This is a genomic window from Lacihabitans sp. CCS-44 (assembly GCF_024343735.1).
GTDB lineage: Bacteria > Bacteroidota > Bacteroidia > Cytophagales > Spirosomataceae > Leadbetterella.
In genome coordinates, this window is record NZ_RJUE01000042.1 from 1 (window position 1) to 22,941 (window position 22,941).

A 22,941-nucleotide genomic window follows, 5' to 3' on the forward strand; every position below is an offset into this window, starting at 1 on the left:
ATGTACCGGGGACGGGACAGCGACGGCTGCCGATCGCCACCGTACGAGCAACAATACTCAAGTTAAAAAAACAAAAAAGGCCTTAGAAATTAATCTAAGACCTTCCGAGTACCGGGGACGGGAATCGAACCCGTACGAGCGATAAGGCTCACAGGATTTTAAGTCCTGCGTGTCTACCAGTTCCACCACCCCGGCGGGTGATATGCCCTAAGAAACAAAAAAGTCCCCATTTTCATAGGAACTTTTTATCTCTTGAGCGAAAGACGGGTCTCGAACCCGCGACCTTAACCTTGGCAAGGTTACGCTCTACCAACTGAGCTACTTTCGCTTTTAAAGAACCTCTTTCGTTCAATGTGGGTGCAAAGATAAGGGGTCTTTTTATATTTGTCAAGCCTTCTTTGAAAAAAAATATAATAATTTTAGAATACCACACACAATTAATTAGTACTTAGTATTTTTGCACAATTATTATTTTTATGAATAGACAAGCAGATTTTTCTAAAGGACTCCTTCCGGCCATTATCCAAGACTTTTACACAGGCAAAGTACTCATGCAAGGTTATATGAATGCCGAGGCCCTTGAAAAAACCATTAGCCAAGGCAAGGTGACTTTTTACAGCCGCTCCAAAGAAAGACTATGGACCAAAGGCGAAAGCTCAAACAATTTCCTCAACTATAAAGAGCATCAAGTAGATTGCGACGGAGATTCCATACTCATTAAAGCATTGCCCGATGGCCCCACTTGCCATACCGGCCACGATACCTGTTGGAATGAAACAAACAGCGGCAAGGTCATGTTTATTCAGCAACTAACCGAAATTATAAAGGACAGAAAAAACAATCCTACAGAGGCTTCTTACACTGCATCTTTGTTTAAAAAAGGAATCAACAAAATAGCACAAAAAGTAGGCGAAGAAGCCGTAGAATTGGTCATTGAAGCCAAAGACGATAACAAAGACCTGTTTCTGGGCGAAGCCGCAGATTTACTTTTCCATTATTTAATATTATTGGAAGCCAAAGAAATTAGCCTCGACGAAGTACTCAACGTATTAATAACTAGACATCAATCGAAATGACAAATTACATTGTAAGACTATTGCTTTGCGGCCTAATCATCCTGATTTTGCCCAATTACCTCAAAGGTATCAACGTAGATGGTTACACTACGGCTATAATAGTGGCATTGGTAATGAGTATCCTAAACACTTTTGTGAGACCCATTCTCAGCCTCATTTCTTTACCGATTACTTTTTTAACCTTGGGCTTGTTCTCCTTGGTTATTAGCGTGTGTATCGTTTATTTGTGCGACTACCTCGTGGATGGTTTCAAAGTGGAAGGATTCTTGCCACCGCTTATCTTGAGTTTTATCTTATCTATCGCCAATGGTATAGTTGGGGTGTTTCAGAAGGATAAGTGAGGTTGTTATTGGTTATTGGTTGCTGGTTACTGGTTGCTGGTTACTGGTTACTGGTACTTGGACAATGAGCACAATGAAATTCAGATGATAATCCCCTGGCACATCGACTAACACTTGTCACATCGAGCACAATGAAATTCAGATGATAATCTGAATGAAATTGCGACCGAAACACTTCTTGTCACATCGAGCACACCTGTCACATCGAGCGGTAGTCGAGATGAAGACTGAGATGTTATTAGGATGAGTAAGATGCTGACTGAGATGCTGATTACCACAAATTCAAGAAGCAAATTGAGATGTCGCTTAAAACTAGTTAACTTTGGCAGCAGAAAACGTGTTCTCGAACGGAACGCAGCCCGCTACCGCTCGAACTGACAGGTTAGACCCTTGAACTGACAAAAAAACGATATCAAACAGACAATGAATCGTATTTAATGATACTTTTATATAATTACACAAATGCTAGGCTTTTGCCTTTTGGAAAATTACTCAAATGTCTATTTTAAAATATCTAATCTCTTTTTCGGCTTTAATTCTTTTACAGGCCTGCTCCTACTCCAAGCCATTAGAAATCGATGGTTTTGATTCTGAACTTTTCAAAGGCGATCGAGGGGGTTGTGAAGGGAAAAGAATTCAACAACTGGCTTTATTGAAACAAAACAAAGACCGTATTCTGACTATCTCCGAAAACGAAATCGTAAAAACCATTGGGCGGTACGATTATCAATTGCTCGACAAAAAGTCTGAGAAATATGTCGTTTATTTCTTCGAGCGTGGACCGCAATGCCAAAACATCCGCAACACCACCACCTCCGAAGCCATGATTCTCCACTTTAACTCCATAGGCTTGGTTAAAGAAGTTGTTTTTCAGAAAGGTGGGGCGGATAGTATGTGAGTGGGCGTTATTCCTAAAACCCTAATTGTCTTCCTGGTTAATTATTGAGGATGTTTTTTCTAAACATTAAGTGCATTAAGATATTCTCAGTCGCTAAATGGCCTTAATTTTTAAATTTAAAGTTCTTTTTTCTAAACATTAAGTGCATTAAGATATTAAGTTCATTAAGATATTCTCAGCCGCTTAATGGCCTTAATTTTTAAATTTGAAGTTCTTTTTTTTAACATTAAGTTCATTAAGACATGAAGAGCATTAAGATATTCTCAGCCCCTTAATGGTCTTAATTATCTTAATGTTTTAATCGTTGAAGTTTTTTTTACCACAGAGTCCCCAGAGTTTAGCACTGAGTTACACAGAATAAGACTTGTGCCTATAAGTTTTATTTTATCACAAAGTACCCAGAGCTTGGCAAAGTGGAACACAAAGCTTAACATTCAATGCCTTGTGCCTTATACCCCATAGCCCCAATACCTCATTGCTTCATTACCAAATTGCCTCAATGCATCATTGCCTAAGTGCCTCATTGCCAAATTGTCTAATTGCCAAATTGTCTAATTGCCAAATCGCCTCAACCTACCGCATAATAAATTTTAGCTCTTACTTGGTCAAATCATAAAAAAAATCATTTATTTGTAGAAGTATTTCGTTTCCTTAAGTTCATCCAGCAGTTTCAAAATTACCTTGAGCCTTTTATGAGATATATTTTCTTTTTGTGGATGATGCTCTCTTGCTCCTCTTTGTTGCATGCTCAAAAAATCCTGCACGGCCATACCTATACTTTTAAGACAGGCCTATTGGCGGCCAGCAAAAAAAGCACCCCCTTTTTATTACATACCAATCAGTTTGGGCTTATGCCTACGCAGCCTGGGGTTGCCTATCTCTCAGCAGGCATCGCCAAGGATTATGACAGCTTACTTACCATAAACAAAAAACTAAAAGCCTTCAACTATGGCTATGCCGTTGAAATACATACCAACTTAGGTAACACCAAACAAATTCTCTTGCCCGAAGCTTACCTAAAACTACGTTTTAAGCATCTGGAGTTTTATGGTGGCAGGCGAAAAGAAATACAGGGACTCACCGACTCTACCCTCAGCTCTGGGGCTTATGTGTGGTCGAGCAATGCTTTGCCGGTACCGAAGCTTCAAATATCTACACCCAATTGGGTGGGCTTGGGCCAGCACAAACGAGTAGCCTACAAAGCGGGCCTATCACATGGCTGGTTTGGCACACAGGGCATTATCGAAAACTACTACCTGCACCAAAAATGGCTCTACTTCAAAATCAGCGATAAAAAACAAAAAGTACAACTGATGGGGGGCCTCAACCACCAAACCCAATGGGGTGGATACTCTGAAGAATTAAAAAAAGTTGGGGGAGAGTTTCCTCCTACCCTGAACGGCTATTTAGCCCCAAAGCCCTTTTACAGCTATCAATTTATTCTTTTGCCTTTTTTACAAAAGCTTGTGGATGTTGACCCTACCAAAGTACCCGGTTATGATGGAGGCCTGGCCATTGGCAACCAACTGGGCTCTATAGACTTGGCCGCTACCATCCACCAAAATTGGCAGTTTTACCACCAAAAACCCTTCGATTTTGCCCGTTCCCTGATAAACTTCAACAATATAGAAGATGGCATATACGGTATCTCATGGCAAAGCAAAAAGCCCAAAACTATTTTAAAACATATAGTAGGCGAGTTTATCTTTACCAAAAGCCAAGGTTTGTATCGATTTGGCAAATACCGACTCAGCAACTCTGGAGAATTCGACAATTATTTCTCCCACGGCCAATACCAATCTTGGAGCTACAATGACCGCATCCTAGGCACACCTTTTATCAGCCTTAATTCTAAAAACAGGACCATAAACGGAAACCGTATAAAAGCATTCCATTTAGCAGCAAGCGTGTATAACAAAAAATACTATGTTTTATTAAAAGCTAACCATCAAATCAACTATGGAATTTATGGCAACCCGCTCAAACTACAGTCTACCTCTCTTTTATTGGCCATTCAAAGAAAAATACCATATAACCTGACCCTAGAAATACAAGTGGCTCAAGATTTTGGGTACTTGCTTGGCAATCCTACAGGCATACATTTTTCTTTAAGAAGAAGTACCTTCTTCTGATTTTCTTGCTTAAGGTCATTTTAGACACCATAGACCTTCTTCAAATATTCCGCTAAATAAATTTTACCTAAACTTTCGCTCAAATTCATTAAATTCACGTTTATTTTTAAACTTCTTATTGAATTGAACAGGCAAAGAAAATTTACTTTTCGCTGTTGCAGGATAATCTCACTTATGTTTGCCTGTCAGTTTGTATATGGACAAGGACTCTGCGATAAAAACAATTGGCCAGCCAATGCTGTAGAGGGTGCATTCAAAATTGAAGGAGATATTACCGCAGGTTGCTCTCCGCTCACTGTAAAACTCAAAGACCTATCTGGCGGTACGGATATCCGATATGATTTTTATTACAACGGAAAAACTGCCAATGCCCTAGATAAAGTAGGTAATAAAGACTCCGTAAATGTCCTATTTGCCAATACCACTATAGAAGTTTACAGAATTCTACAATACGGAAAAAAAAACGGCAAAGATATGTACGCCTGCAAAACAGTGAGTGTAAGACCCAACAACAAACCTGTCTTTAGCTACAGCACTTGTAATGATAATTTCCTAAATATTATTATTCCGCAAGATCCCGCAAATGACTTTGATTTTTATACCATTGAATGGGGGGATAGCTCACCTATTCAAACGATTAGCAGTTTGCCTTTTTCTACGAATAAAACTTATGCGGGCACCTCTCCAACCAAAATAATTAGAATTAAAGGTGAGAATAATATACCGACAGGTTGTCCTCCTCCTCCTTTTCAAACCATTGTAATGAATTCGGATGGCAATATCCCGAAAATAACAGAACTGGAAGTGCTACCCGGAGGAAACAAAGCCAAACTTACATTTACAGGTACTTTTGATTCACACCAAATTTATCGAAGAGTTCCTTCTCAAAACTATAGCTTTCCGAATTATACCTACCAATCCAACCCCGGAACCATAACTGTAGATTTGATAAACAATCAGCAGACATGTTTTATGGTATACAAGTATGTTGCTTGTCCACAATTGAGTGGCGAAGTATGCAGCATTAAATTAGACTCCATAGAACCTATTTCGGTAAACTCCAATAGAATAAAGTGGCAAGAATTACAAAACAATCAAGCCTCTTCCATATTAAATACAGCTACGGTAAAGAATGTGGTGTATGACCTAGACTGGCAGATGATTGAAACTAACAGTATTTTGAACCAAAAAATCTACAGTATAAATTCAGATTTTGATCACCCTATATTAAAATGTGAAGCTCAATATTGTTATCAAGTGGTTGCCAAAGTTCAAGGCGAATGGAGTGTAAATCCAACGGTTCCCTACTCTTCTATTTCTAAGTCTGAAATAAAGTGCGTCGATAGAAAAAAAATCACAGCCCCTCCTATATCTGATGGAAAAGTGAGTGTTATAGATGATAAGCAAATAGACTTGTTGTTTCAAGATAATTCCAACTGGCCTGTTAATAAAGACAAATACTATCTTTACAAGTATCTTACAGGAGCCAATGCTAAAATTGACAGCATTGATGCTAGCCAAAATAAAAAGTTTAGCCTAAACGAGAATACAGATGCAGAAAGCTTTTGCTATAAAATCGGCTATATAGACAAATGTGGTAGTGTTTCGCATCTCTCGAGTCCCATGTGCACAATTTATTTGCAAGCCTCCGAAAACGATGAGCTTAATTGGTCGATAAACTCTCCGTTCGGAAATTCAGCCATTCAAAATTTCGAATTAATTAGTGTTGACGAGAATACATCAGCAGAATCCCTTGAAAAAGTTCTAGGCCCATTAGAGAAAAGTTCGACAGTAGATATAAGCAATAATGAAATTGAAGCAAAATATAAGATTCGGGCTCATGGAAACGGAAACTTGAGTAGTGTTTCAAATCAAATATCGATCCCAATAGAAGCTCTATTCTATATTCCTGACGCTTTCACCCCAAATGAAGATAACATCAACAACCTATTTGAAATTAAAGGTAGATTTGGTAGAGTAAACGATTATAATCTAAAAATATATGACCGTTGGGGAAATATCATTACTGAAATAAAAGATAAAACCGAAAGATGGGATGGAAAGCTTAATGGAACCCGATTGCCATTTGGGTCCTATTTGTACGATTTAAAAATTGGCTTAAATAGGGGTGAAATAATTCGTAAATTTGGTAAATTTGAAATTCTTTGAGTCTACCTATAGATTCTACTGGCATTTGTACATGTAAAACCCCTCAATAAATCAATTTGAAATCCAAAATATATACCATTACTTTCTTTTTGCTACTGTTATATAGCCCTATATACTCGCAGAAATTTCTACAAAAAACTCGGATACAAGCCTCCCTCGGTGGATTTGTTTCTAGTGATTCCACTACACCCTTTCTATTGAGAAGCAAACAATACGGACTAGTTCCTTTTAAATCTGGAATTGGTTATTTAAATCTTAATATTCATCAAGAATATGATTCTCTATTTACCATAGAAAAAAGATTAAAGCGATTCGGGTATGGCTATGGACTAGAAATGCATACCAACTTAGGTAAAGTCAATCAATTCTTATTACCAATTGGATATGTCAAAATAAGATATGGTGCATTTGAACTTTATGGAGGCAGAAGAAGAGAAATTCAAGGATTGGTTGATACTCTTGGTACCATGGGCAGTTATATTTGGTCAGGAAATGCTTTACCGATGCCAAAAATAGAGATAGCTATACCGAATTATACGCCCATCATGAAGAATGGCCTGATAGCCATCAAAGGCAATTTTGCCCATGGCTGGTTTGGCAAAGGAGATGCTGTACAAAACGTGTGGTTGCACCAAAAAAGTTTCTATGCCCGTATAGGAAAGCCTGCATGGAAAGTGCAATTGCAAGGGGGCTTTAATCACCAAGTACAATGGGGGGGGTATCCCACAAAACCCTTCTATGATGAGTTAAGCAAGAAGACCATTACCCGTTTCAGTACAGATTTCTCTACGTTTATAAAAGTAGCCACAGGGGTAAGTCTTAATAATAAAGGGCAGGGTCTAAATACGAACTCCCCAGCAAATGATGCCTTAAATAGGGCCGGTAATCATTTAGGTTCAGTGGATATTGGTTTAGACTTAAAACTCACGAATAATTACAACATATTAGTGTACCGACAAAGTTTTTATGAAGATGGGTCTCTTTTCTATCTCAATAATATTGCAGATGGACTGTTTGGGATAACCTTAAATAATAATCTTGGTAAAATTAAAAAAATTATATTTGAATATTTTAATTCAAAAAGTCAAGGTGGAGAGGTTTACGAAAATTTACCAGAATTACGGGGAATGGACAACTATTTTAATAATGGCACCTATCTAGATAGTTGGACATATAAAAGTTCTATTATAGGTACACCTTTAATTTTGACAAATTCGAGTAATAAAAACCATCAAACTAATGATATTAATTATGTTTTCAATAATAGAATCACTGCATTAAATATTGGTATTGGCTATAATATTTTATCATTTGAAAATTTCACGCAAATACTAAAGTCAAAACATTTTGGAAATTATAGCTACCCTTTAAAATTATCACAAACCTCAATAAGTCATACAATTAATAAGAAAGTCATGTCTTCTATTTTTAATGGAAAAATAGCATTGGATTTAGGAGAATTTTGGACAAAACAAATTGGTATTCAATTGGGATTGATAATACCCATCAAATAATATCAATAGAAGCTAAGACAATTTAATATTGAGACCTGTTTTAAATCTATTGTCATAAGCCTCCAAGTATATTACAAAAGAGACATTATTTTGAGTTACTTCGCAAATTACTTAAATGAATATTAAGATTAACGAATTCAGGATTTTATTTCTGGATTTGTAGTTTATCCTCCAGTTGAATTTCTAACATTACAACATTGGTGCTTTGAAGTCATTATTCTATGCTCTTTTGAATAATACAGGCAGCTTTATCTCCCGTTTTAATTTCGAAAACATTATCTAGACGACCTTTTTTATAGTTTGGTCAATCAAACGATAATTTTATGTTGAATATTCCAAAATATATCCACATACTTTACATTCTTGAAATTTTAACTTTGAATTTCTTGAGCATTAATATCTAAATTTTCTTTCTTATTTACAAAAGAGCCAATTAGCCTTATTCTTCTTTCAACGAAAAAAAAAATAGCTCTCGAATATTTTTATTTAGGATGCTTTTGTCCTTATCTTCAAAATCAGTTTGAAGGTTTTTGGATGAGCAAAACATTCATTTGAAATGCCTTAGATAAATCATATATGCAGACGGGTTTGTACATGGAACAATCAGCGAGTAGTATTTGAAATTATTAAGGTGCCTAGGTTGACTGACTGAGTTTAATGCATCGAAACTGTGGTATGGGCAGTTGTCAAAATTTAGGGGGCGTTATGGTTAACATAATTATATATTTATAAACCATCACCCTTTGAATTAAAGTTTGATTACTTAATCTCGAATTCTTTTAAAATGTCCAGCTTTTCAAAAGGAGAATTGTTACTTATGTATTCAGGAACAAGGTTTTTTAAAAAGCCAACAATTTCTAAATTAGACCATTCGTTCAGCTTCAAATCAAAACTATTCAGCTTCTTAGAGATTTGATCATAATCTTCAGGTACTATTTTCGCAATCATTAATTTGGGATTATAGGTGGCCAAATTGTTCTCTGCACTGCCAATCAATTCTTCATAAAGCTTTTCACCGGGTCTTAGGCCTGTAAACTTTATCTCTATTTGCTTATCTACTTCAAAACCCGACAGTTTAATCATCCTTTTGGCCAAATCTACAATCTTTACAGGCTCACCCATATCAAATACAAATACCTCACCCCCTTTGCCCATGGTACCGGCCTCCAGTACCAATTGACAAGCCTCAGGAATGGTCATAAAGTATCTGATAATATCAGGATGGGTAACCGTTACTGGGCCTCCTGCTGCTATTTGTCTTTTAAACAAAGGTATTACGGAGCCATTAGAGCCCAATACGTTCCCAAATCTTGTTACAATAAACCTGGACTCGTTCTTGTGAAAAGAATTTAAGGACTGTACGTAAATTTCAGCCAAACGCTTGCTGGCACCCATTACATTGGTGGGGTTTACAGCTTTGTCGGTAGATATCATTACAAATTTCTTGACTTTGTATTTCGAGGCCAGATCTGCTACCAGCTTGGTGCCGAACACATTCACCTCCACCGCCTTAAAAGGGTTCTTTTCCATCAAGGGCACATGCTTATAGGCCGCTGCATGAAAAACTACATTGGGAGAATGTTTTATAAAGAGTTTTTCCATTTGTACCTTATTGCAAATATTTCTGGTTTCTAGTACTAAGTCGGTCGCAGTGTTACCTTTTTGAGTCAACCTAGTTAGCTCCGTCTCCAAATCATACAAAGGAGACTCCGCTTGGTCAATTAGCACTAACTTACTCGGGCCGAATGGCAATATTTGCCTTACCAACTCACTGCCTATAGAGCCTGCCGCACCGGTTATAAATATCACCTTATTGCTCAGGGTCTCCATTACAAACTTGTTGTTTAATTTTATAGGCTCCCTCTCTAGCAAATCATCTATATTGATTTCTTTGATCTGATTGATGCTTAATTCACCATTGATCCAAGTCTTTACAGGTGGTAAGCTTTTTACTGTAATACCCAACTCCAAAAACTTATCTACTATCTCGTTTTTCCTATTAGACGTTATATATTGGATAGCCAATATGACCTCTACACTAACGTTTTGAAAATCGACACTGTTAATATAAAGTCTCAAAGCATCTTCCAAAGAAACCACCTTCGTACCCTCTATTGACTTCCCTATCTTGCTGCTGTTGTCGTCTATAAAACACAGTATCTGGTTCTTCTTCTTCTTGTCTTTGAGAATGGTATTCTTTGTAATCAAACCCAATTGACCCGCCCCATAAATAATCACCATTTGTTGTGATTTAAACGAATTGAGCAAATTATCAAAAATGGCTTTAATGATAAATCTACTGGCTATCAAGCCAAACAAAGCGATGAAGAAGTCTATGGCTAAAAGCGAATAGGGAATTTTTACAAACTTGGTATAACTACCCAAATCCAGTAATGACAATAGGACCAATTCAATGCTTGAAAGAACAACGGACTTAAAAAGTAGTTTTGCATCCTCTATGCTGGTATGCCGAATGATACCCGAAAAAGTATTGAGGTATAAGAAGGAAGATACTCTAACCAATATCACCGATAGCAAATGATATTTAAAAATCTGAGGGTCAATATAAGTCAATTCAAAATTAAAACGAACTGTAGTGGCAAATACAAATGATATACTGATGATAAATATATCCATTATCAAAATCAACCATTTCGAAACAAATCTCTCAGTATATTTAGATAAAATTTTAGACATAAGCCTTCGGATTAAGATTTAATATCAAAATTAATCAAAAAATAAGCTTTTATTAGAATAGTGGACATAGAATCCTATTTTTTTATTATTCGGCATAAAAAAATCCCAAGCAGTATGTAACTACTTGGGATTTTATATAATAAATCATCAAATTACTTTCTTTTCAGAGCTTCATTCTCCGCCTTCAAGGCTTTTACTTCCTTGTCCAATTCTATCATATACAAGGTAAGTTCCTCAATCTTCTCCATAAACATTTTAGAAGTTTTACCTACATCCAAACCCTCTTTAACCATTTGATCTGCCGAAGGTACATTGGGTAAATGCTTGTTTTTTAGGGTAAACTTCTCAACATCTTCTAATTTCATCATTTTGGCTTTATATTCTGGCTCAAAAACATAATCCGCCCAGTCAGTTGATGAAGTCCTTAAGGCAACTTTAATTTTTTCTGATAAAATCCCGTCTTGGACAATTAATCTATAGCCTGAAGGGGTAGGCATTGGAGTTAAAGCATCCCAATCACCTACTGCCAAAAAACCGGTTGTTTTAGAATTTATTTTTAAAGTGTTCAGAGCAAAGTCTCCCTTAATTAAAGGTGTAGTATTTGCAACCGAAGAATTTTGGATATATAATTGATTGTTTTCAGTACTAGTGGTTGAAGTATAGCCAGCATTGGACCCGATGTAAATATTATTATCGCCATTTTTGCCTCTACCAGCATTTGCACCGATAGCCATAGTATTTGAGCCAGTTGTAAGGTCCAAAAGAGAATTTATCCCTAGGGCCATATTTAACGAGCCAGTGTTTCCGGGAGCACCCAATGCATTAGTACCCACAGCCATATTAAATGACCCGCTTGTAAATCGTAACGAATTTGCACCTATGGCAACATTTTGCGAAACATTTACAGAGTTTTCCATTGCACTAACTCCTACTGCCAAATTCCATTCACCAGTCGTGAGCTCTTTAAGTGATTCGTAACCAAAACCTGTGTTATATCTATTTGTTGCAGAAGGTGCAACATAAGCATTTCCCGAATTTGAATATGTTTTCCAACCTGAATAGGCTCCTATAAAAGTATTTCTGTAAGTGTAGTCTTGTGTTAAATGTCCAGTCATAGCTCCATTCGTTTTAAGAATCAATGGTTGAGCATCCGTTGTCCCTAAAAAATTTGTTACAGGATTGGTTCCTGCATCACCTGTTTTTGACCAATTTTGGACATCTAAAGCCACCGATTTCGCATCATCACCACTTAGAGGCTTCCAATTTTTGCCATTAAAAAAGTAGAAACCAGTAACTTCATTTGTCTGATAAATCATTAATCCACTGGCTGGACTATCAATACTATTTCGTTGCTCAACAGATAGCCTTGGAATTAACAGACCTTTGCTTGTTGATTGAATATCCAAAACCGCAGAATTATCAGGTTGAGTAGTTCCTATACCAATATTTTCTACCGGGCTCTTCTTTTGTCCGAAAGTGATTGCTGTTATTAGCAAGCCACAAGAAAGTAAATAAATTTTTTTCATTTTAATAATTTTTTAATTCTAAATTGAAACATATGTAAAAATATAGGACTCTTCGTCAAGAATAAAGAAATATCTCACTTTTTTATTAAATGGAATTCTCTATTACTAAATTAATTACTCTCTCCAATTCTTCTATTTTTAAATTTGAACCTGACGGAAGACATAAGCCATTTTGAAACAATTTTTCGCTTATTCCATTTCCATAAAATGGATGTACCTGAAAAATCGGCTGCAAATGCATAGGTTTCCATAGTGGCCTTGATTCAATACCATGTTTCAAAAGTTGAATACGTATAAATTCTCTAATTTCATATCCTTCAAAAATCACAGCACTAAGCCAGCGATTAGAAAAATAATTTTCAGGCTCCTCCTGAAAAAGTCCTTTAAGTTTGATATTGTATTGCGAATAATTATGACGCCTTTTTTCGATCCATCTATCTAGAACTTCTAATTGACCTCGTCCAATCCCTGCAGAAATATTACTCATTCTGTAATTATAACCAATTTCCGAATGCTGATAATGTGGTGCTTCATCTCGAGCTTGAGTAGCCAAGAATCTAGCTTTAGCTATTTTCGAAAAATTTGCTGAAACCAACGCACCACCACCTGAAGTAGTGATAATTTTATTTCCATTAAATGAGAAAACGCCAAAATCACCAAAAGTACCTACTTTTTGACCGTTAACTGATGAACCTAATGCTTCTGCTGCATCTTCGATTAGTATTATGTCATACTTTTGACACACTTCTTTAATTTCAATAATTTTTGCAGGCATACCGTACAAATGAACCACTATACAGGCTTTAGGTTTCTTTCCTTGAGCAAGTCTATCTTGAATTGCCTTCTCAAGAAGCACTGGGTCCATATTCCAAGTGTCAATCTCACTATCAATAAAAATAGGAACCGCTCCTTGGTACAAAATAGGATTTGCAGACGCAGAAAAAGTAAATGTTTGACACAAAACTTCGTCTCCAACACTGACCCCAGAAAGTATTAATGATAAGTGCAATGCCGCCGTTCCTGAACTTAAAGCAGCAACATTATCAATACTCAGATAATTGCCTAATTCTTTTTCAAAATTATCAACATTTGGACCGAGTGGGGATATCCAATTGGTATCGAATGCTTTTTGAACAAATTTAATTTCATTACCACCCATATGGGGTGAGGACAGCCATATTTTATTCTCCATTAAGTGTTTTATTTTTTCTATTATTTGATAGTTACTAAAATTGTTTTTTGGATAAATAATAATCAATACAAATTGAAGAATACCTCTCTGATTTCATTTTATTAATCATTTTATTTATACCAAGATTAAAACTTTTCAATTCAACTTCTTTGCTTTTAGTATCCAATTTTATATAACAAGATTGATTTATAAATTGTCTGTTTTGACCTAAACTACCCGTGTTGTATATTTTAAATTTATTTTCCAATCTTTTAAATTGTTGATGAGAGTGGCCAATTATGTAATCATGTTTAACTTCTAAGTTTGATAAATCGGTGTCTTTAAAAACATATTGGTTAAAAATTGTGTGTTGAACAACAAAATTCTCAATGTTAATACTTTCTTCAAATGTATTAATAACATTTAATAATGATTTATTAAATTTATTGTAGCAATGATCAAAAAATGCCTTTGCAATTTGATTTTTACCATCATAGGCCCCTTCTAAAAAATATTTTTCATGATTACCTAACAATAAAGTCCCTTCTTTCTTTTCAGACAATAAACTTATACATTCATTACTCCAAGGGCCATAATTTACAACGTCTCCGTGACAAATGAAGCTGTCAAAACTATTTTCCTCAATAGAAAAAAGCATTTCTAAAGCTGGTAGATTTCCATGTACATCACCAAAAATTAGAATTTTCAATGCAACATTCTTTTTATTCCTTCCGAAATTGTAACTTTTGGAGACCAATTAAGTAAATCAAAAGTCTTTTGAGGATTAAAATGAAATGATTGCCCGATTTCCAATCCGCTAAACTCAATCTTACAATCCACCCATTTTGCTATTTCTTCTGCAATTTCTTTGTTTGAAATTGATAACCCTGTAACACCTAAATAAATTGAAGATTGTTCAATCATTGCACTTTTTAGACAGAAATTCACAGCATCATCAACATAAATATAATCTTGAACCCTACTTCCATTACCAAATAATACAATTTGGCCTTTATTTTTAGCACTATTAATTATTTGGGGAATAAAAGAATTGTTGGATATTGTCGCCCCATAAATGTAGGTAAAACGGATAATTGAAAAATTAGACATCCCACTTACAATAAATTCCCCCGACAGTTTTGAAAGTGCGTATAATCCAGGATTATTATATGTCGAGTTCTCGCTAATAATGTCATCATGAATACCATAAACATTTGTGCTAGACAAATATATAAATTTTGAATTACTAAATTTCAATGAATAGAGGTATAATAAATGATTAAGTTTTAGTAATTCTTTGTGAGTACTTGCATAATTACCAGGGGCAAAAAAAAAGAAATCCGGTTCAAGATTATAATTAAGTAGTTGTTCACTTGAAATTAACTTAGCAAATTTGTTAATATTATCAAATCGTTCGTTATACACTGCCAAAACCTCAATGCCTTGTCTTATTAATTCATTTACAATCCCGCTTCCTAAGAAACCGTTAGCACCTACAACTACAGCTATTGGCATAAAATGATTATTTTAAACTAAAATTATGAAAAACCGCATTAGGGTTCTCTAAAACTCCTTCATTTTTAAGATTAGAAAACTCTTTACTATCAATAAAAATATCAGACCAAGTCCTTAAAACCAATCCATGTTTTAGAGTTGGTGTATCGATTTGTCCACCAAATAATTCATGTTTCAAAATTGCTTCAACTTCATTAAAACCAAAAAAATGACGCAAAGGTGTTGTTCCGCTAAACCTCCCGTTTATTTCAAATATTACTGGCTTATCATTTAAAACTCTAAATTGAAAATTAACTGGTCCATCAGGATTTAGTTTTTCAGCAATAGGAATTATGAACTTATCATATTTAGCAGTTTCCTTATCAATATAAGCTCTGTAGGTATTTCCGTCTCTTAAATCTCTCTTCAAAGTTACTATTGCTTTACATTTCCCTTGAACTACTATACAACCCGAAGTATATTCCCCTTCAATTTCTGGCAAAAATTGTTGAACTACCAAGTTACTATTGATATCATATAGTTCCATTAATTCATTATGATTTTCTATTTTTTTTATTCCAATCGATCTAGCACCATCAAATGGTTTTGCAAAAAGAGGAAACCCAAGGTTTTGTTCAATTTCGATTAACTTTTTTTTATCATTCGCCATCACCGTATATGGAAATGGAAAATTGTTCATTTTAAGAAATTCAGCTGTTAAAAATTTATCATTTGCAATAGTAATGACCTCCTCATTACTTACAATTACTCTACAATTATATTTTTTTAAAAAAAAATCTTTATATTTTGACAAGATAAGTAATTCAACATCAGTTCCTATTAAAATTGCATCAATTTTGTGTTCAATTATAACGTTTTCTATAATTCCTATATAGTCTGGATCAACAACTTTGGGAATGATAATAGCATAATCCCCTAACCAATGTCCAGATGATTTAGGATCGGGATCAGCTGTAAAAACTTTTTTCGAGAAATCCGAAATCTGTAACAGTCTAAGGATTCCTTGGCCTAGCAATGCCCCCGCTCCCGTAACTAAAATATTTTTTTTAATGTTCATTTTATTATTCGATTTATTTAAAATATTATTTAGATTTTGATATTTCATCAAATCGGGGCATAGTAGCATGGTCTTTGGCCGATATATCTTCTGCCACAAATATTTTTTTTATTGTCATGATAAATATTTTAATATCTAATGTAAAGGAGATTGTATTCACATATTTCACGTCTAATTCAAATTTCTCATCCCAAGTAATTGAATTTCTTCCATTTACCTGTGCCCAGCCCGTAATCCCAGGCCTAACTGAGTGCCGTTTTTTTTGAATTTCATTGTAAAAAGGTAAATACTCCACTAATAAGGGTCTTGGGCCTATAATACTCATTTCTCCTTTTATGACGTTTACTAATTGAGGTAATTCGTCTATTGACAACTTCCTAATAACCTTACCTAATGGGGTCAATCTTTTATGGTCTGGCAATAAATTCCCAAATTTATCCTTTTCATCTGACATAGTCTTTAATTTAAAGATTCTAAAAATTTCCTCATTTTTTCCGGTCCTTTCTTGAACAAATAATGGGTTTGCTCTATATTTCAAGTACAATAAAACAATTACAAGAATCAATATTGGTGATAACAATATTAATGCAATTAAAGCCGTAAAAAAATCGAATGCTCTTTTAAAAAGAAGTTTATACATCTAATTTTGAAATTATTTTATTAAATGAGTGCCCAATCAAATAGTTGTTCTTCATATAATTGAATCCATTTTGACCCATTTCCAATCTTGCTGCTTTTTCAGCGATAAAATATTCTAAATGCTTATTGAATGTTACAATATCATTACTTGAAGACCAAAGACCAAAATGATTTTGAACAACTATATCTCCCAAATCTGTGTTGATATCTGTTGCTGCTAGCACCGGAACCTTACTTTCTAAATAAGAAAGCAGTCGGGATGGAAAATTAGGTATAGTGAATCTATAATCTAAAAATATTAATCCCACATCCACACTTTTTACTAACTCATCATACTCTGTTTTTGGCAAAGACTTCAAAAGCCTTATATTGTTAGCATTTGTCCTTTTCAGCCAACCTTCCAACTTGCTATATTCGGTACCGTCTCCAACTATTAAAAAAAAACACTCTTTTTTATTAAGATTGACCTTTAGTATTTCTATTAAAAAATCTATGCCTTGAGGTTTGCCTAGATTACCTCCATATAGAAATACCGTCGAATCTATTGGCAAATTAAATCTTACTCTTATTGTCTTTTTATCCCATTTTTGGTCAAGCTTAAGTTCCAAACTGTTAGGATTTAGCTCAATACTTGATGGGTTTAAAAAAGGATTATGATTGATTAAAAATTCAATATTCTTATCTGACATGCAACCAATTGTGTCCGATAATTTATACAGGCTGATTTCTTTTTTTCTGAAATATTTATAAATAATGCTTGATTTTGAAATCATATCCATATCAACTGCATTTTGAGGAAAAATATCTTTTAAAAGCAAATACGTTTTAGCACCAAATCTTCTTTTTAATTTATCGATTATTCTTGTCAAAGTAATCGGCGGTGTAGAATACAAAATTAAATCAACCTTAATATCTAAAAAAAACCTATCAATGGCTCTCAAAAATAAATATTCTAAACTCAAAGTTGAAACAGCTTTTTCAAAAAGATTTGTTTTCTGAATATTAAGCGTTCTAACATTTAATATTTGAACATTCTCTTCCTTCTTAAGAAACGTTTTTTTTCCATACTTACGCTCTATAGGGCATAAGACATAGACATTATATCCTTCGTTGTTGAATTTTCTTATTAAATCCGTGTAAATTCCTCTTTCGTGAATAGATTTAATCTGAACTAATGTAATGAATAGAATATTACCCTTCACTCCAAACTACTCTTTTAATATAATCAACATAAGATAAAATAATTCTAACGACTTTATCTGATACATTGGGCATCGAATAGTCGTTAACTTCCCTAAATTTACGGTCGCCTAAATACTGGCCTTCTAAAGTTAGGAGCCCTTGAAATACTCTTTCTGTGTTTAAACCTACCATCATCACTGAAGTCTCTTCCATGGCTTCTGGACGTTCATGTGCTTCTCTAAGATTTAGGGCAGGGAAGTTAAGAATTGACGATTCTTCCGATATGGTGCCACTATCTGACAATACTGCTTTGGCGTTCATCTGAAGGGCTATATAATCACTTAAGCCAAAAGGTTTTTCCAGTCTTACTAATTCGTGGAACACAATACCTTTTTGCTCAATCATTTTCCTAGTTCTCGGATGTGTACTCACTATTACTGGCAATTGATAGGTTTCAGCCAATTGATTCAAAATTAGAACCAAATTTGTAAAGCCTTTTTCCGAAGAAATATTTTCCTCTCTGTGAGCAGAAACCACAAAATACTTCCCCTTTTCTAGGTTTTCAAGTTCCAAAATATTTGAATCCTGAATTTTGGGGAGGTAATGATGAAGAACCTCGAACATAGGGCTACCTGTTTTGATAATTCTATCTGGACTCAGACCTTCTCTCAAAAGATATTCACGAGCAATACTGCTGTAAGTCAAGTTGATGTCAGCAATATGATCCACAATCTTTCGATTCGTCTCCTCAGGCACTCTTAAATCAAAACACCTATTGCCCGCTTCCATGTGAAATATAGGAATATGTCTTTTCTTAGCAGGTATGGCACACAAACAAGAGTTGGTATCTCCCAAAACCAAAAATGCATCTGGATTTTCTTTTTCTAATATAGGGTCAATGTTTATGATTATCTGGCCAATAGTCTCTGTCGCATTTTTCCCGGCAGCATTCAAAAAATAATCTGGTTTTTTCAAACCCAAATCTTCAAAGAATATCTGATTTAATTCATAATCATAATTTTGACCCGTATGCACCAAAACGTGTTCTATGGCTTCTGACTCATCTAATTTGGCAATAACTCTGGAAAGCCGAATTATCTCTGGTCTTGTTCCGACTACCGTTAAAACTTTTAGTTTAGTGACTGGTTGTTGGTGACTGGTGATTGGTGACTGGTCACTGGTTGTTGGTGACTGGTCACTGGTTACTGGTGACTGGTGACTGGCTGTTGGTGACTGGTCACTGGTGATTGGTGAGTTCTTATTTGACATTTAATTTTAAATATTTTATTAATCCATTCAACAGTTTTCCTACTGATTGAATTTTCTGTATCACTTCGTTGTAATCGTTTTGAGAAATAAACTTGAGGTTCAAAGCTATTAATAGCTGAGTGTCCAATTCCTGTTGACTTCCTAGTGCAATATACAAAAATTGGATAAATTCTTTTTCAGATTTTCTGGCTGCCCCCTCAGCAACATTGCTAGGTATGGAAACCGAAGCTCTTCTCATCTGGTTGGTTAATCCGAAGATTTCATCTTTCGGGAAATTGCTTGTAAAATGATAAACCATTGTTACCAACTCAATACTAAATTTCCAAACATCTAAATCCTTATGCGTCTTCATTTCCATTTACAAATCATCAGCAACGAATCACTAAAAACCAGTCACTAATCACTAATCACCAGTTACTAATTACAAATCACCAGTAACTAATCACAAGTAACTAACCACCAATAACCTAAACTTCCTCAAAATAGGTATCTGGATCTTCAGGATTATAAAATTCATTTATCCAGAAAATAGTGATTAATTCTTCCTGACCAATATTCTTGATATTATGGGTAAACCAAATGGGCATGTCTACAAATGACGGCTCATTTCCATCAAGCTCAAAGTCAAATACTTCTTCGGTTCCTATTCTACGCAATTGAATCAAAGCGTTTCCTTTGATTACTGCAAAACGTTCTATTTTTCTTGTATGGAAATGATTCCCACGCGTGATACCCGGGACAGTGGTGGAGAAAGACACTTGTCCACCGATGTTTAGCCTAATTAACTCTACAAATACCCCTCTTGGGTCTGTGTTTTTCTTGAATTTCTTTGGATAGAGGTTTCTATATTCAAAATAAGTCCTGAAAGTATTAAACAGGTCTAATTCAAACTTTGAGGCGAATGAAGGTATCTCAGCGTTTTGATGATACTTGCTTTCAAATCCTTGTAACAAGTTAAGAATTTCAGAGACCTTAACCTCATGGGTAGGAGCAATAGTAAGCTTTGTAACTAACGATGTTTCTTTTACTTGTCCTAAAATCTCTTGAACCAAATCACCTACATATATTAAATTAAGATCTCCATCAATATCAATTTTGGGATGAATACCCCTTGAAATTTGATAACAAAAAGTAGCTACTACGGAATTATAATTTGGTAAGCCAAACGGGCCAAAAACATTTGGAATTAAAAGACCCGTAAATTTAGCTCCAGCACTGCTCGCCCAAGTTTCTAACAATTCCCTACCCTCTTTTTTTGACTTTCCATAAAGATTGTCTCTCTCTTCTTGAATCGAAGAGGACATCAGCACATGAGGCTTGGCTTTGGTCCGTTTAAGTGCATCAATCAATTTCTGAACGAGAGAGAGATTAGTATCGTATATCACTTGGGCATCAGGGTGGCGATTCATCGCAGCCAAGTGCACAATGACATCACAGTTTGATACAAAAGCATCTAAGCCAACCTCATCCGTAAAATAATTCTTCTCAAAATTTACAATTTCGAAATCGGTACAATATTTTATGGTTTGGGTTAAATGGTATCCTACGAATCCGTTTTGACCTGTTATTCCAATTCTTAGCATATTCTATTCGGGATATTGTTCCACTTCCATGTTGCTAAATATATCCTTTTGAATTATAGGCAATTTAGCTAACAAAACTTTCATTCCCTCTACATCTAGCCTGCCAGTATTGTGGGAGTGATATTCTTCATGATTCACCAATTCTGGTGTGCCTTCTGAAAAGTACTGGTTGTAATTTAAGTCACGATTATCAGCAGGTATCCTGAAATAATCCTTCATATCTTCCGCCTTCACCATATCCTCTTTGTTTACCAAAGTCTCGTATAATTTTTCACCGTGTCGTGTTCCAATAATCTGGATTGGGTTATCAGCCTTATACATTTCTAACAAAGCTTTTGCTAATACCTCAATGGTGGCAGCTGGAGATTTTTGAACGAACAAATCTCCTTGGTTACCATGTTCGAAAGCAAATAACACCAAATCAACCGCATCTTCCAGGGTCATCATAAACCTTGTCATGTTGGCATCGGTAATAGATAGGGGTTTGCCTGCCTTTATTTGATCTATAAAGAGCGGAATCACAGAACCCCTAGAGGCCATTACATTGCCATATCTGGTGACACAAAAAATAGTTTTACTATCATCCAAATTTCTCGACTTGGCTATGGCCACTTTTTCCATCATGGCTTTTGATATTCCCATGGCATTTATAGGATAAGCTGCCTTATCGGTACTCAGAACTATCACTTTTTTTACGCCATGCTTTTCAGCTGCTGATAATACGTTGTCTGTACCAATGACATTGGTCTTGACGGCCTCCATTGGGAAAAACTCACAAGAAGGCACTTGTTTTAAAGCTGCTGCATGAAAAACAAAATCGACACCCTTCATTGCTGATTCAACGCTTGCAATATCCCGAACATCGCCTATATAAAATTTAACTTTAGGATTATTTAACCGTTTGCGTAAATCATCCTGTTTTTTTTCATCTCTACTGAAGACTCTAATTTCTTTAAAATGTTCAGTATTCAAAAACCTTTTTAAAACGGCATTTCCAAATGAACCCGTACCTCCGGTTATTAAGAGTATGTCAGACATTTAATGTTATTTTATAAAAAATCAATAAAAGTAAATTTTTCTTTTGAATTAACTAGGTAGTAAGCAATTCCGACGAACACCCAAATTTTGATATCTACTAGAAGGTTAGCTCCAAAAAAAGATCCAAATATGGAAACGCAAAATAATATAAAAAATGGGTTCTTTCTTAAAACCCACCCTTTTATAAAAATCTTGATAAACATTATATATAAGACCGCTGTAAATGGTATACCAAAAATGAAAATGTAAGCAATTGGCGTAAAGTGTGCATAATGTTTAATTTCAGAGTAGCCTCCAAATGGAATCTCCCATAAATATCTACCACCAAATCCGGCTCCAATTAACCATTTGATTGGGTTTTTACTATGATGTTCAATAATTCCCAATACTTCCTGCCATCTCCCACCGGTTGCAACGAGTGTCGAGTATTCATCCTCTGAGTTGAAACTTAAAGATGATTCCAATCTTACGAATGCACCTTGTTGTGCACCAATTATTATAACGGCTAAGAGTGCAATAAGAAATGGTAAGTACTTAAGTAATGACTTCAACTTAATTGGAAAAATAAATGCTGAATAGTAAATAATTAAATCCAGAAAAATATTTAAAGTTGTCGCACGTTTTCCCGATAATAGTACAAAAACTATTGATAAAAATATGAAGGTATACTTTGATTGATTTAATAGAAAAGGTAATAATATGTGAATATCTGTTCCGAATCCCCAATACGAAATTTGGCCCGTAATGAAATGAAAATAAAAGTAAATTAAAAGCACAATTAAAGTTAAGTAAAAACAGTAATTAAATATTCTTAATAAAAAGGCATAAAACTTAGTATTCAAAGACCTTGCAAAATGATAACCAAAAGAAATCCCAATTATAGGAATTGTTGCATAATACACATGCATTAGAAACTTATAATCTAAGCTATTCCCAAAAAATATTCCAAGAAAAATAGATAATATACCGGTAGCAATGAAAAGTATTGATATCGGTTTTAAAATAAGAACATTTTTAAGATGAAAAATAAAAATTACAGCAACATATAGAACAGGTGTAATTTTGATTAAATAAAAAACATCTATCCCCGTTAAATAATTTAAAATCAAGACAAAGGGTGTAATGAACTCAAAT

The 22,941-nt window shown here is 34.9% G+C and carries 19 protein-coding genes and 2 tRNA genes; 6 read left to right on the forward strand and 15 right to left on the reverse strand.

Annotated features, from left to right (window positions below):
• Positions 1 to 109: 109 nt before the first annotated feature.
• Positions 110 to 195 (reverse strand) — tRNA-Leu (locus EGI26_RS07250).
• A 60-nt stretch (positions 196 to 255) separates the two neighbouring features.
• Positions 256 to 328, reverse strand: a tRNA-Gly gene (locus tag EGI26_RS07255).
• Positions 329 to 476: 148 nt separating this feature from the next.
• Here EGI26_RS07255 and hisIE point away from each other — a divergent pair.
• The 6 genes from hisIE to EGI26_RS07285 all read left to right on the forward strand — a co-directional run bounded on the left by hisIE (position 477) and on the right by EGI26_RS07285 (position 8,130).
• A complete protein-coding gene (gene hisIE / locus EGI26_RS07260; RefSeq protein ID WP_255077136.1) occupies positions 477 to 1,076 on the forward strand; it encodes a bifunctional phosphoribosyl-AMP cyclohydrolase/phosphoribosyl-ATP diphosphatase HisIE in 600 nt (199 codons plus the stop codon).
• Positions 1,073 to 1,417: a phage holin family protein gene (locus EGI26_RS07265; protein WP_255077138.1), complete on the forward strand. Its 345-nt coding sequence runs from the start codon at positions 1,073 to 1,075 to the stop codon at positions 1,415 to 1,417. Before hisIE ends, EGI26_RS07265 begins: the two co-directional genes overlap by 4 nt.
• Positions 1,418 to 1,913: 496 nt before the next feature.
• Entirely contained in the window at positions 1,914 to 2,315 is a 402-nt protein-coding gene (locus EGI26_RS07270) for a hypothetical protein (RefSeq protein ID WP_255077314.1), read from the forward strand.
• Positions 2,316 to 3,007: 692 nt separating this feature from the next.
• Positions 3,008 to 4,447: a capsule assembly Wzi family protein gene (locus EGI26_RS07275; protein WP_255077364.1), complete on the forward strand. Its 1,440-nt coding sequence runs from the start codon at positions 3,008 to 3,010 to the stop codon at positions 4,445 to 4,447.
• A 174-nt stretch (positions 4,448 to 4,621) separates the two neighbouring features.
• Positions 4,622 to 6,616: a T9SS type B sorting domain-containing protein gene (locus EGI26_RS07280; protein ID WP_255077365.1), complete on the forward strand. Its 1,995-nt coding sequence runs from the start codon at positions 4,622 to 4,624 to the stop codon at positions 6,614 to 6,616.
• 56 nt (positions 6,617 to 6,672) lie between these two features.
• The gene (locus EGI26_RS07285; protein WP_255077366.1) at positions 6,673 to 8,130 is read left to right on the forward strand and encodes a capsule assembly Wzi family protein; all 1,458 of its coding nucleotides are present in this window, start codon (positions 6,673 to 6,675) and stop codon (positions 8,128 to 8,130) included.
• Between the two features lie 759 nt (positions 8,131 to 8,889).
• Here EGI26_RS07285 and EGI26_RS07290 read toward each other — a convergent pair.
• From EGI26_RS07290 to EGI26_RS07350, 13 genes are all read right to left on the reverse strand, one after another.
• Entirely contained in the window at positions 8,890 to 10,827 is a 1,938-nt protein-coding gene (locus EGI26_RS07290) for a nucleoside-diphosphate sugar epimerase/dehydratase (RefSeq protein WP_255077368.1), read from the reverse strand.
• 152 nt (positions 10,828 to 10,979) lie between these two features.
• Positions 10,980 to 12,353: a hypothetical protein gene (locus tag EGI26_RS07295; RefSeq protein WP_255077370.1), complete on the reverse strand. Its 1,374-nt coding sequence runs from the start codon at positions 12,351 to 12,353 to the stop codon at positions 10,980 to 10,982.
• A gap of 85 nt (positions 12,354 to 12,438) precedes the next feature.
• Positions 12,439 to 13,545, reverse strand: a complete 1,107-nt coding sequence (locus tag EGI26_RS07300) for a DegT/DnrJ/EryC1/StrS family aminotransferase (RefSeq protein WP_255077375.1) — start codon at positions 13,543 to 13,545, stop codon at positions 12,439 to 12,441.
• A 34-nt stretch (positions 13,546 to 13,579) separates the two neighbouring features.
• Positions 13,580 to 14,233: a metallophosphoesterase gene (locus tag EGI26_RS07305; protein WP_255077376.1), complete on the reverse strand. Its 654-nt coding sequence runs from the start codon at positions 14,231 to 14,233 to the stop codon at positions 13,580 to 13,582.
• Positions 14,230 to 15,039, reverse strand: a complete 810-nt coding sequence (locus tag EGI26_RS07310; RefSeq protein WP_255077377.1) for an NAD(P)-dependent oxidoreductase — start codon at positions 15,037 to 15,039, stop codon at positions 14,230 to 14,232. Before EGI26_RS07310 ends, EGI26_RS07305 begins: the two co-directional genes overlap by 4 nt.
• 7 nt (positions 15,040 to 15,046) lie before the next feature.
• Entirely contained in the window at positions 15,047 to 16,096 is a 1,050-nt protein-coding gene (locus EGI26_RS07315) for an ATP-grasp domain-containing protein (RefSeq protein ID WP_255077378.1), read from the reverse strand.
• A 25-nt stretch (positions 16,097 to 16,121) separates the two neighbouring features.
• Positions 16,122 to 16,736: a sugar transferase gene (locus EGI26_RS07320; protein WP_255077381.1), complete on the reverse strand. Its 615-nt coding sequence runs from the start codon at positions 16,734 to 16,736 to the stop codon at positions 16,122 to 16,124.
• On the reverse strand, positions 16,729 to 17,937 hold the full coding sequence (locus EGI26_RS21230; protein ID WP_255077383.1) for a glycosyltransferase family 4 protein: 1,209 nt from the start codon (positions 17,935 to 17,937) through the stop codon (positions 16,729 to 16,731). Before EGI26_RS21230 ends, EGI26_RS07320 begins: the two co-directional genes overlap by 8 nt.
• On the reverse strand, positions 17,927 to 19,186 hold the full coding sequence (gene wecB, locus EGI26_RS07330) for a non-hydrolyzing UDP-N-acetylglucosamine 2-epimerase (protein WP_255077384.1): 1,260 nt from the start codon (positions 19,184 to 19,186) through the stop codon (positions 17,927 to 17,929). Before wecB ends, EGI26_RS21230 begins: the two co-directional genes overlap by 11 nt.
• Positions 19,176 to 19,538, reverse strand: coding sequence for a four helix bundle protein (locus EGI26_RS07335; RefSeq protein WP_255077385.1), 363 nt, complete (start codon positions 19,536 to 19,538; stop codon positions 19,176 to 19,178). Before EGI26_RS07335 ends, wecB begins: the two co-directional genes overlap by 11 nt.
• 115 nt (positions 19,539 to 19,653) lie before the next feature.
• Entirely contained in the window at positions 19,654 to 20,769 is a 1,116-nt protein-coding gene (locus EGI26_RS07340; RefSeq protein WP_255077390.1) for an NAD-dependent epimerase/dehydratase family protein, read from the reverse strand.
• Between the two features lie 3 nt (positions 20,770 to 20,772).
• Positions 20,773 to 21,807: a polysaccharide biosynthesis protein gene (locus tag EGI26_RS07345; protein ID WP_255077395.1), complete on the reverse strand. Its 1,035-nt coding sequence runs from the start codon at positions 21,805 to 21,807 to the stop codon at positions 20,773 to 20,775.
• Positions 21,808 to 21,818: 11 nt separating this feature from the next.
• Positions 21,819 to 22,916 (reverse strand): hypothetical protein, encoded by a 1,098-nt coding sequence (locus tag EGI26_RS07350; RefSeq protein WP_255077397.1) that lies wholly within the window; start codon positions 22,914 to 22,916, stop codon positions 21,819 to 21,821.
• Positions 22,917 to 22,941 lie beyond the last annotated feature (25 nt).

Coding starts and splice junctions, on each gene's coding strand:
- hisIE (WP_255077136.1), top strand. CDS start 477: ATGAATAGACAAGCAGATTTTTCTAAAGGACTCCTTCCGGCCATTATC.
- EGI26_RS07265 (WP_255077138.1), top strand. CDS start 1,073: ATGACAAATTACATTGTAAGACTATTGCTTTGCGGCCTAATCATCCTG.
- EGI26_RS07270 (WP_255077314.1), top strand. CDS start 1,914: ATGTCTATTTTAAAATATCTAATCTCTTTTTCGGCTTTAATTCTTTTA.
- EGI26_RS07275 (WP_255077364.1), top strand. CDS start 3,008: ATGAGATATATTTTCTTTTTGTGGATGATGCTCTCTTGCTCCTCTTTG.
- EGI26_RS07280 (WP_255077365.1), top strand. CDS start 4,622: ATGTTTGCCTGTCAGTTTGTATATGGACAAGGACTCTGCGATAAAAAC.
- EGI26_RS07290 (WP_255077368.1), bottom strand. CDS start 10,827: ATGTCTAAAATTTTATCTAAATATACTGAGAGATTTGTTTCGAAATGG.
- EGI26_RS07295 (WP_255077370.1), bottom strand. CDS start 12,353: ATGAAAAAAATTTATTTACTTTCTTGTGGCTTGCTAATAACAGCAATC.
- EGI26_RS07300 (WP_255077375.1), bottom strand. CDS start 13,545: ATGGAGAATAAAATATGGCTGTCCTCACCCCATATGGGTGGTAATGAA.
- EGI26_RS07310 (WP_255077377.1), bottom strand. CDS start 15,039: ATGCCAATAGCTGTAGTTGTAGGTGCTAACGGTTTCTTAGGAAGCGGG.
- EGI26_RS07315 (WP_255077378.1), bottom strand. CDS start 16,096: ATGAACATTAAAAAAAATATTTTAGTTACGGGAGCGGGGGCATTGCTA.
- EGI26_RS07320 (WP_255077381.1), bottom strand. CDS start 16,736: ATGTATAAACTTCTTTTTAAAAGAGCATTCGATTTTTTTACGGCTTTA.
- wecB (WP_255077384.1), bottom strand. CDS start 19,186: ATGTCAAATAAGAACTCACCAATCACCAGTGACCAGTCACCAACAGCC.
- EGI26_RS07335 (WP_255077385.1), bottom strand. CDS start 19,538: ATGAAGACGCATAAGGATTTAGATGTTTGGAAATTTAGTATTGAGTTG.
- EGI26_RS07340 (WP_255077390.1), bottom strand. CDS start 20,769: ATGCTAAGAATTGGAATAACAGGTCAAAACGGATTCGTAGGATACCAT.
- EGI26_RS07345 (WP_255077395.1), bottom strand. CDS start 21,807: ATGTCTGACATACTCTTAATAACCGGAGGTACGGGTTCATTTGGAAAT.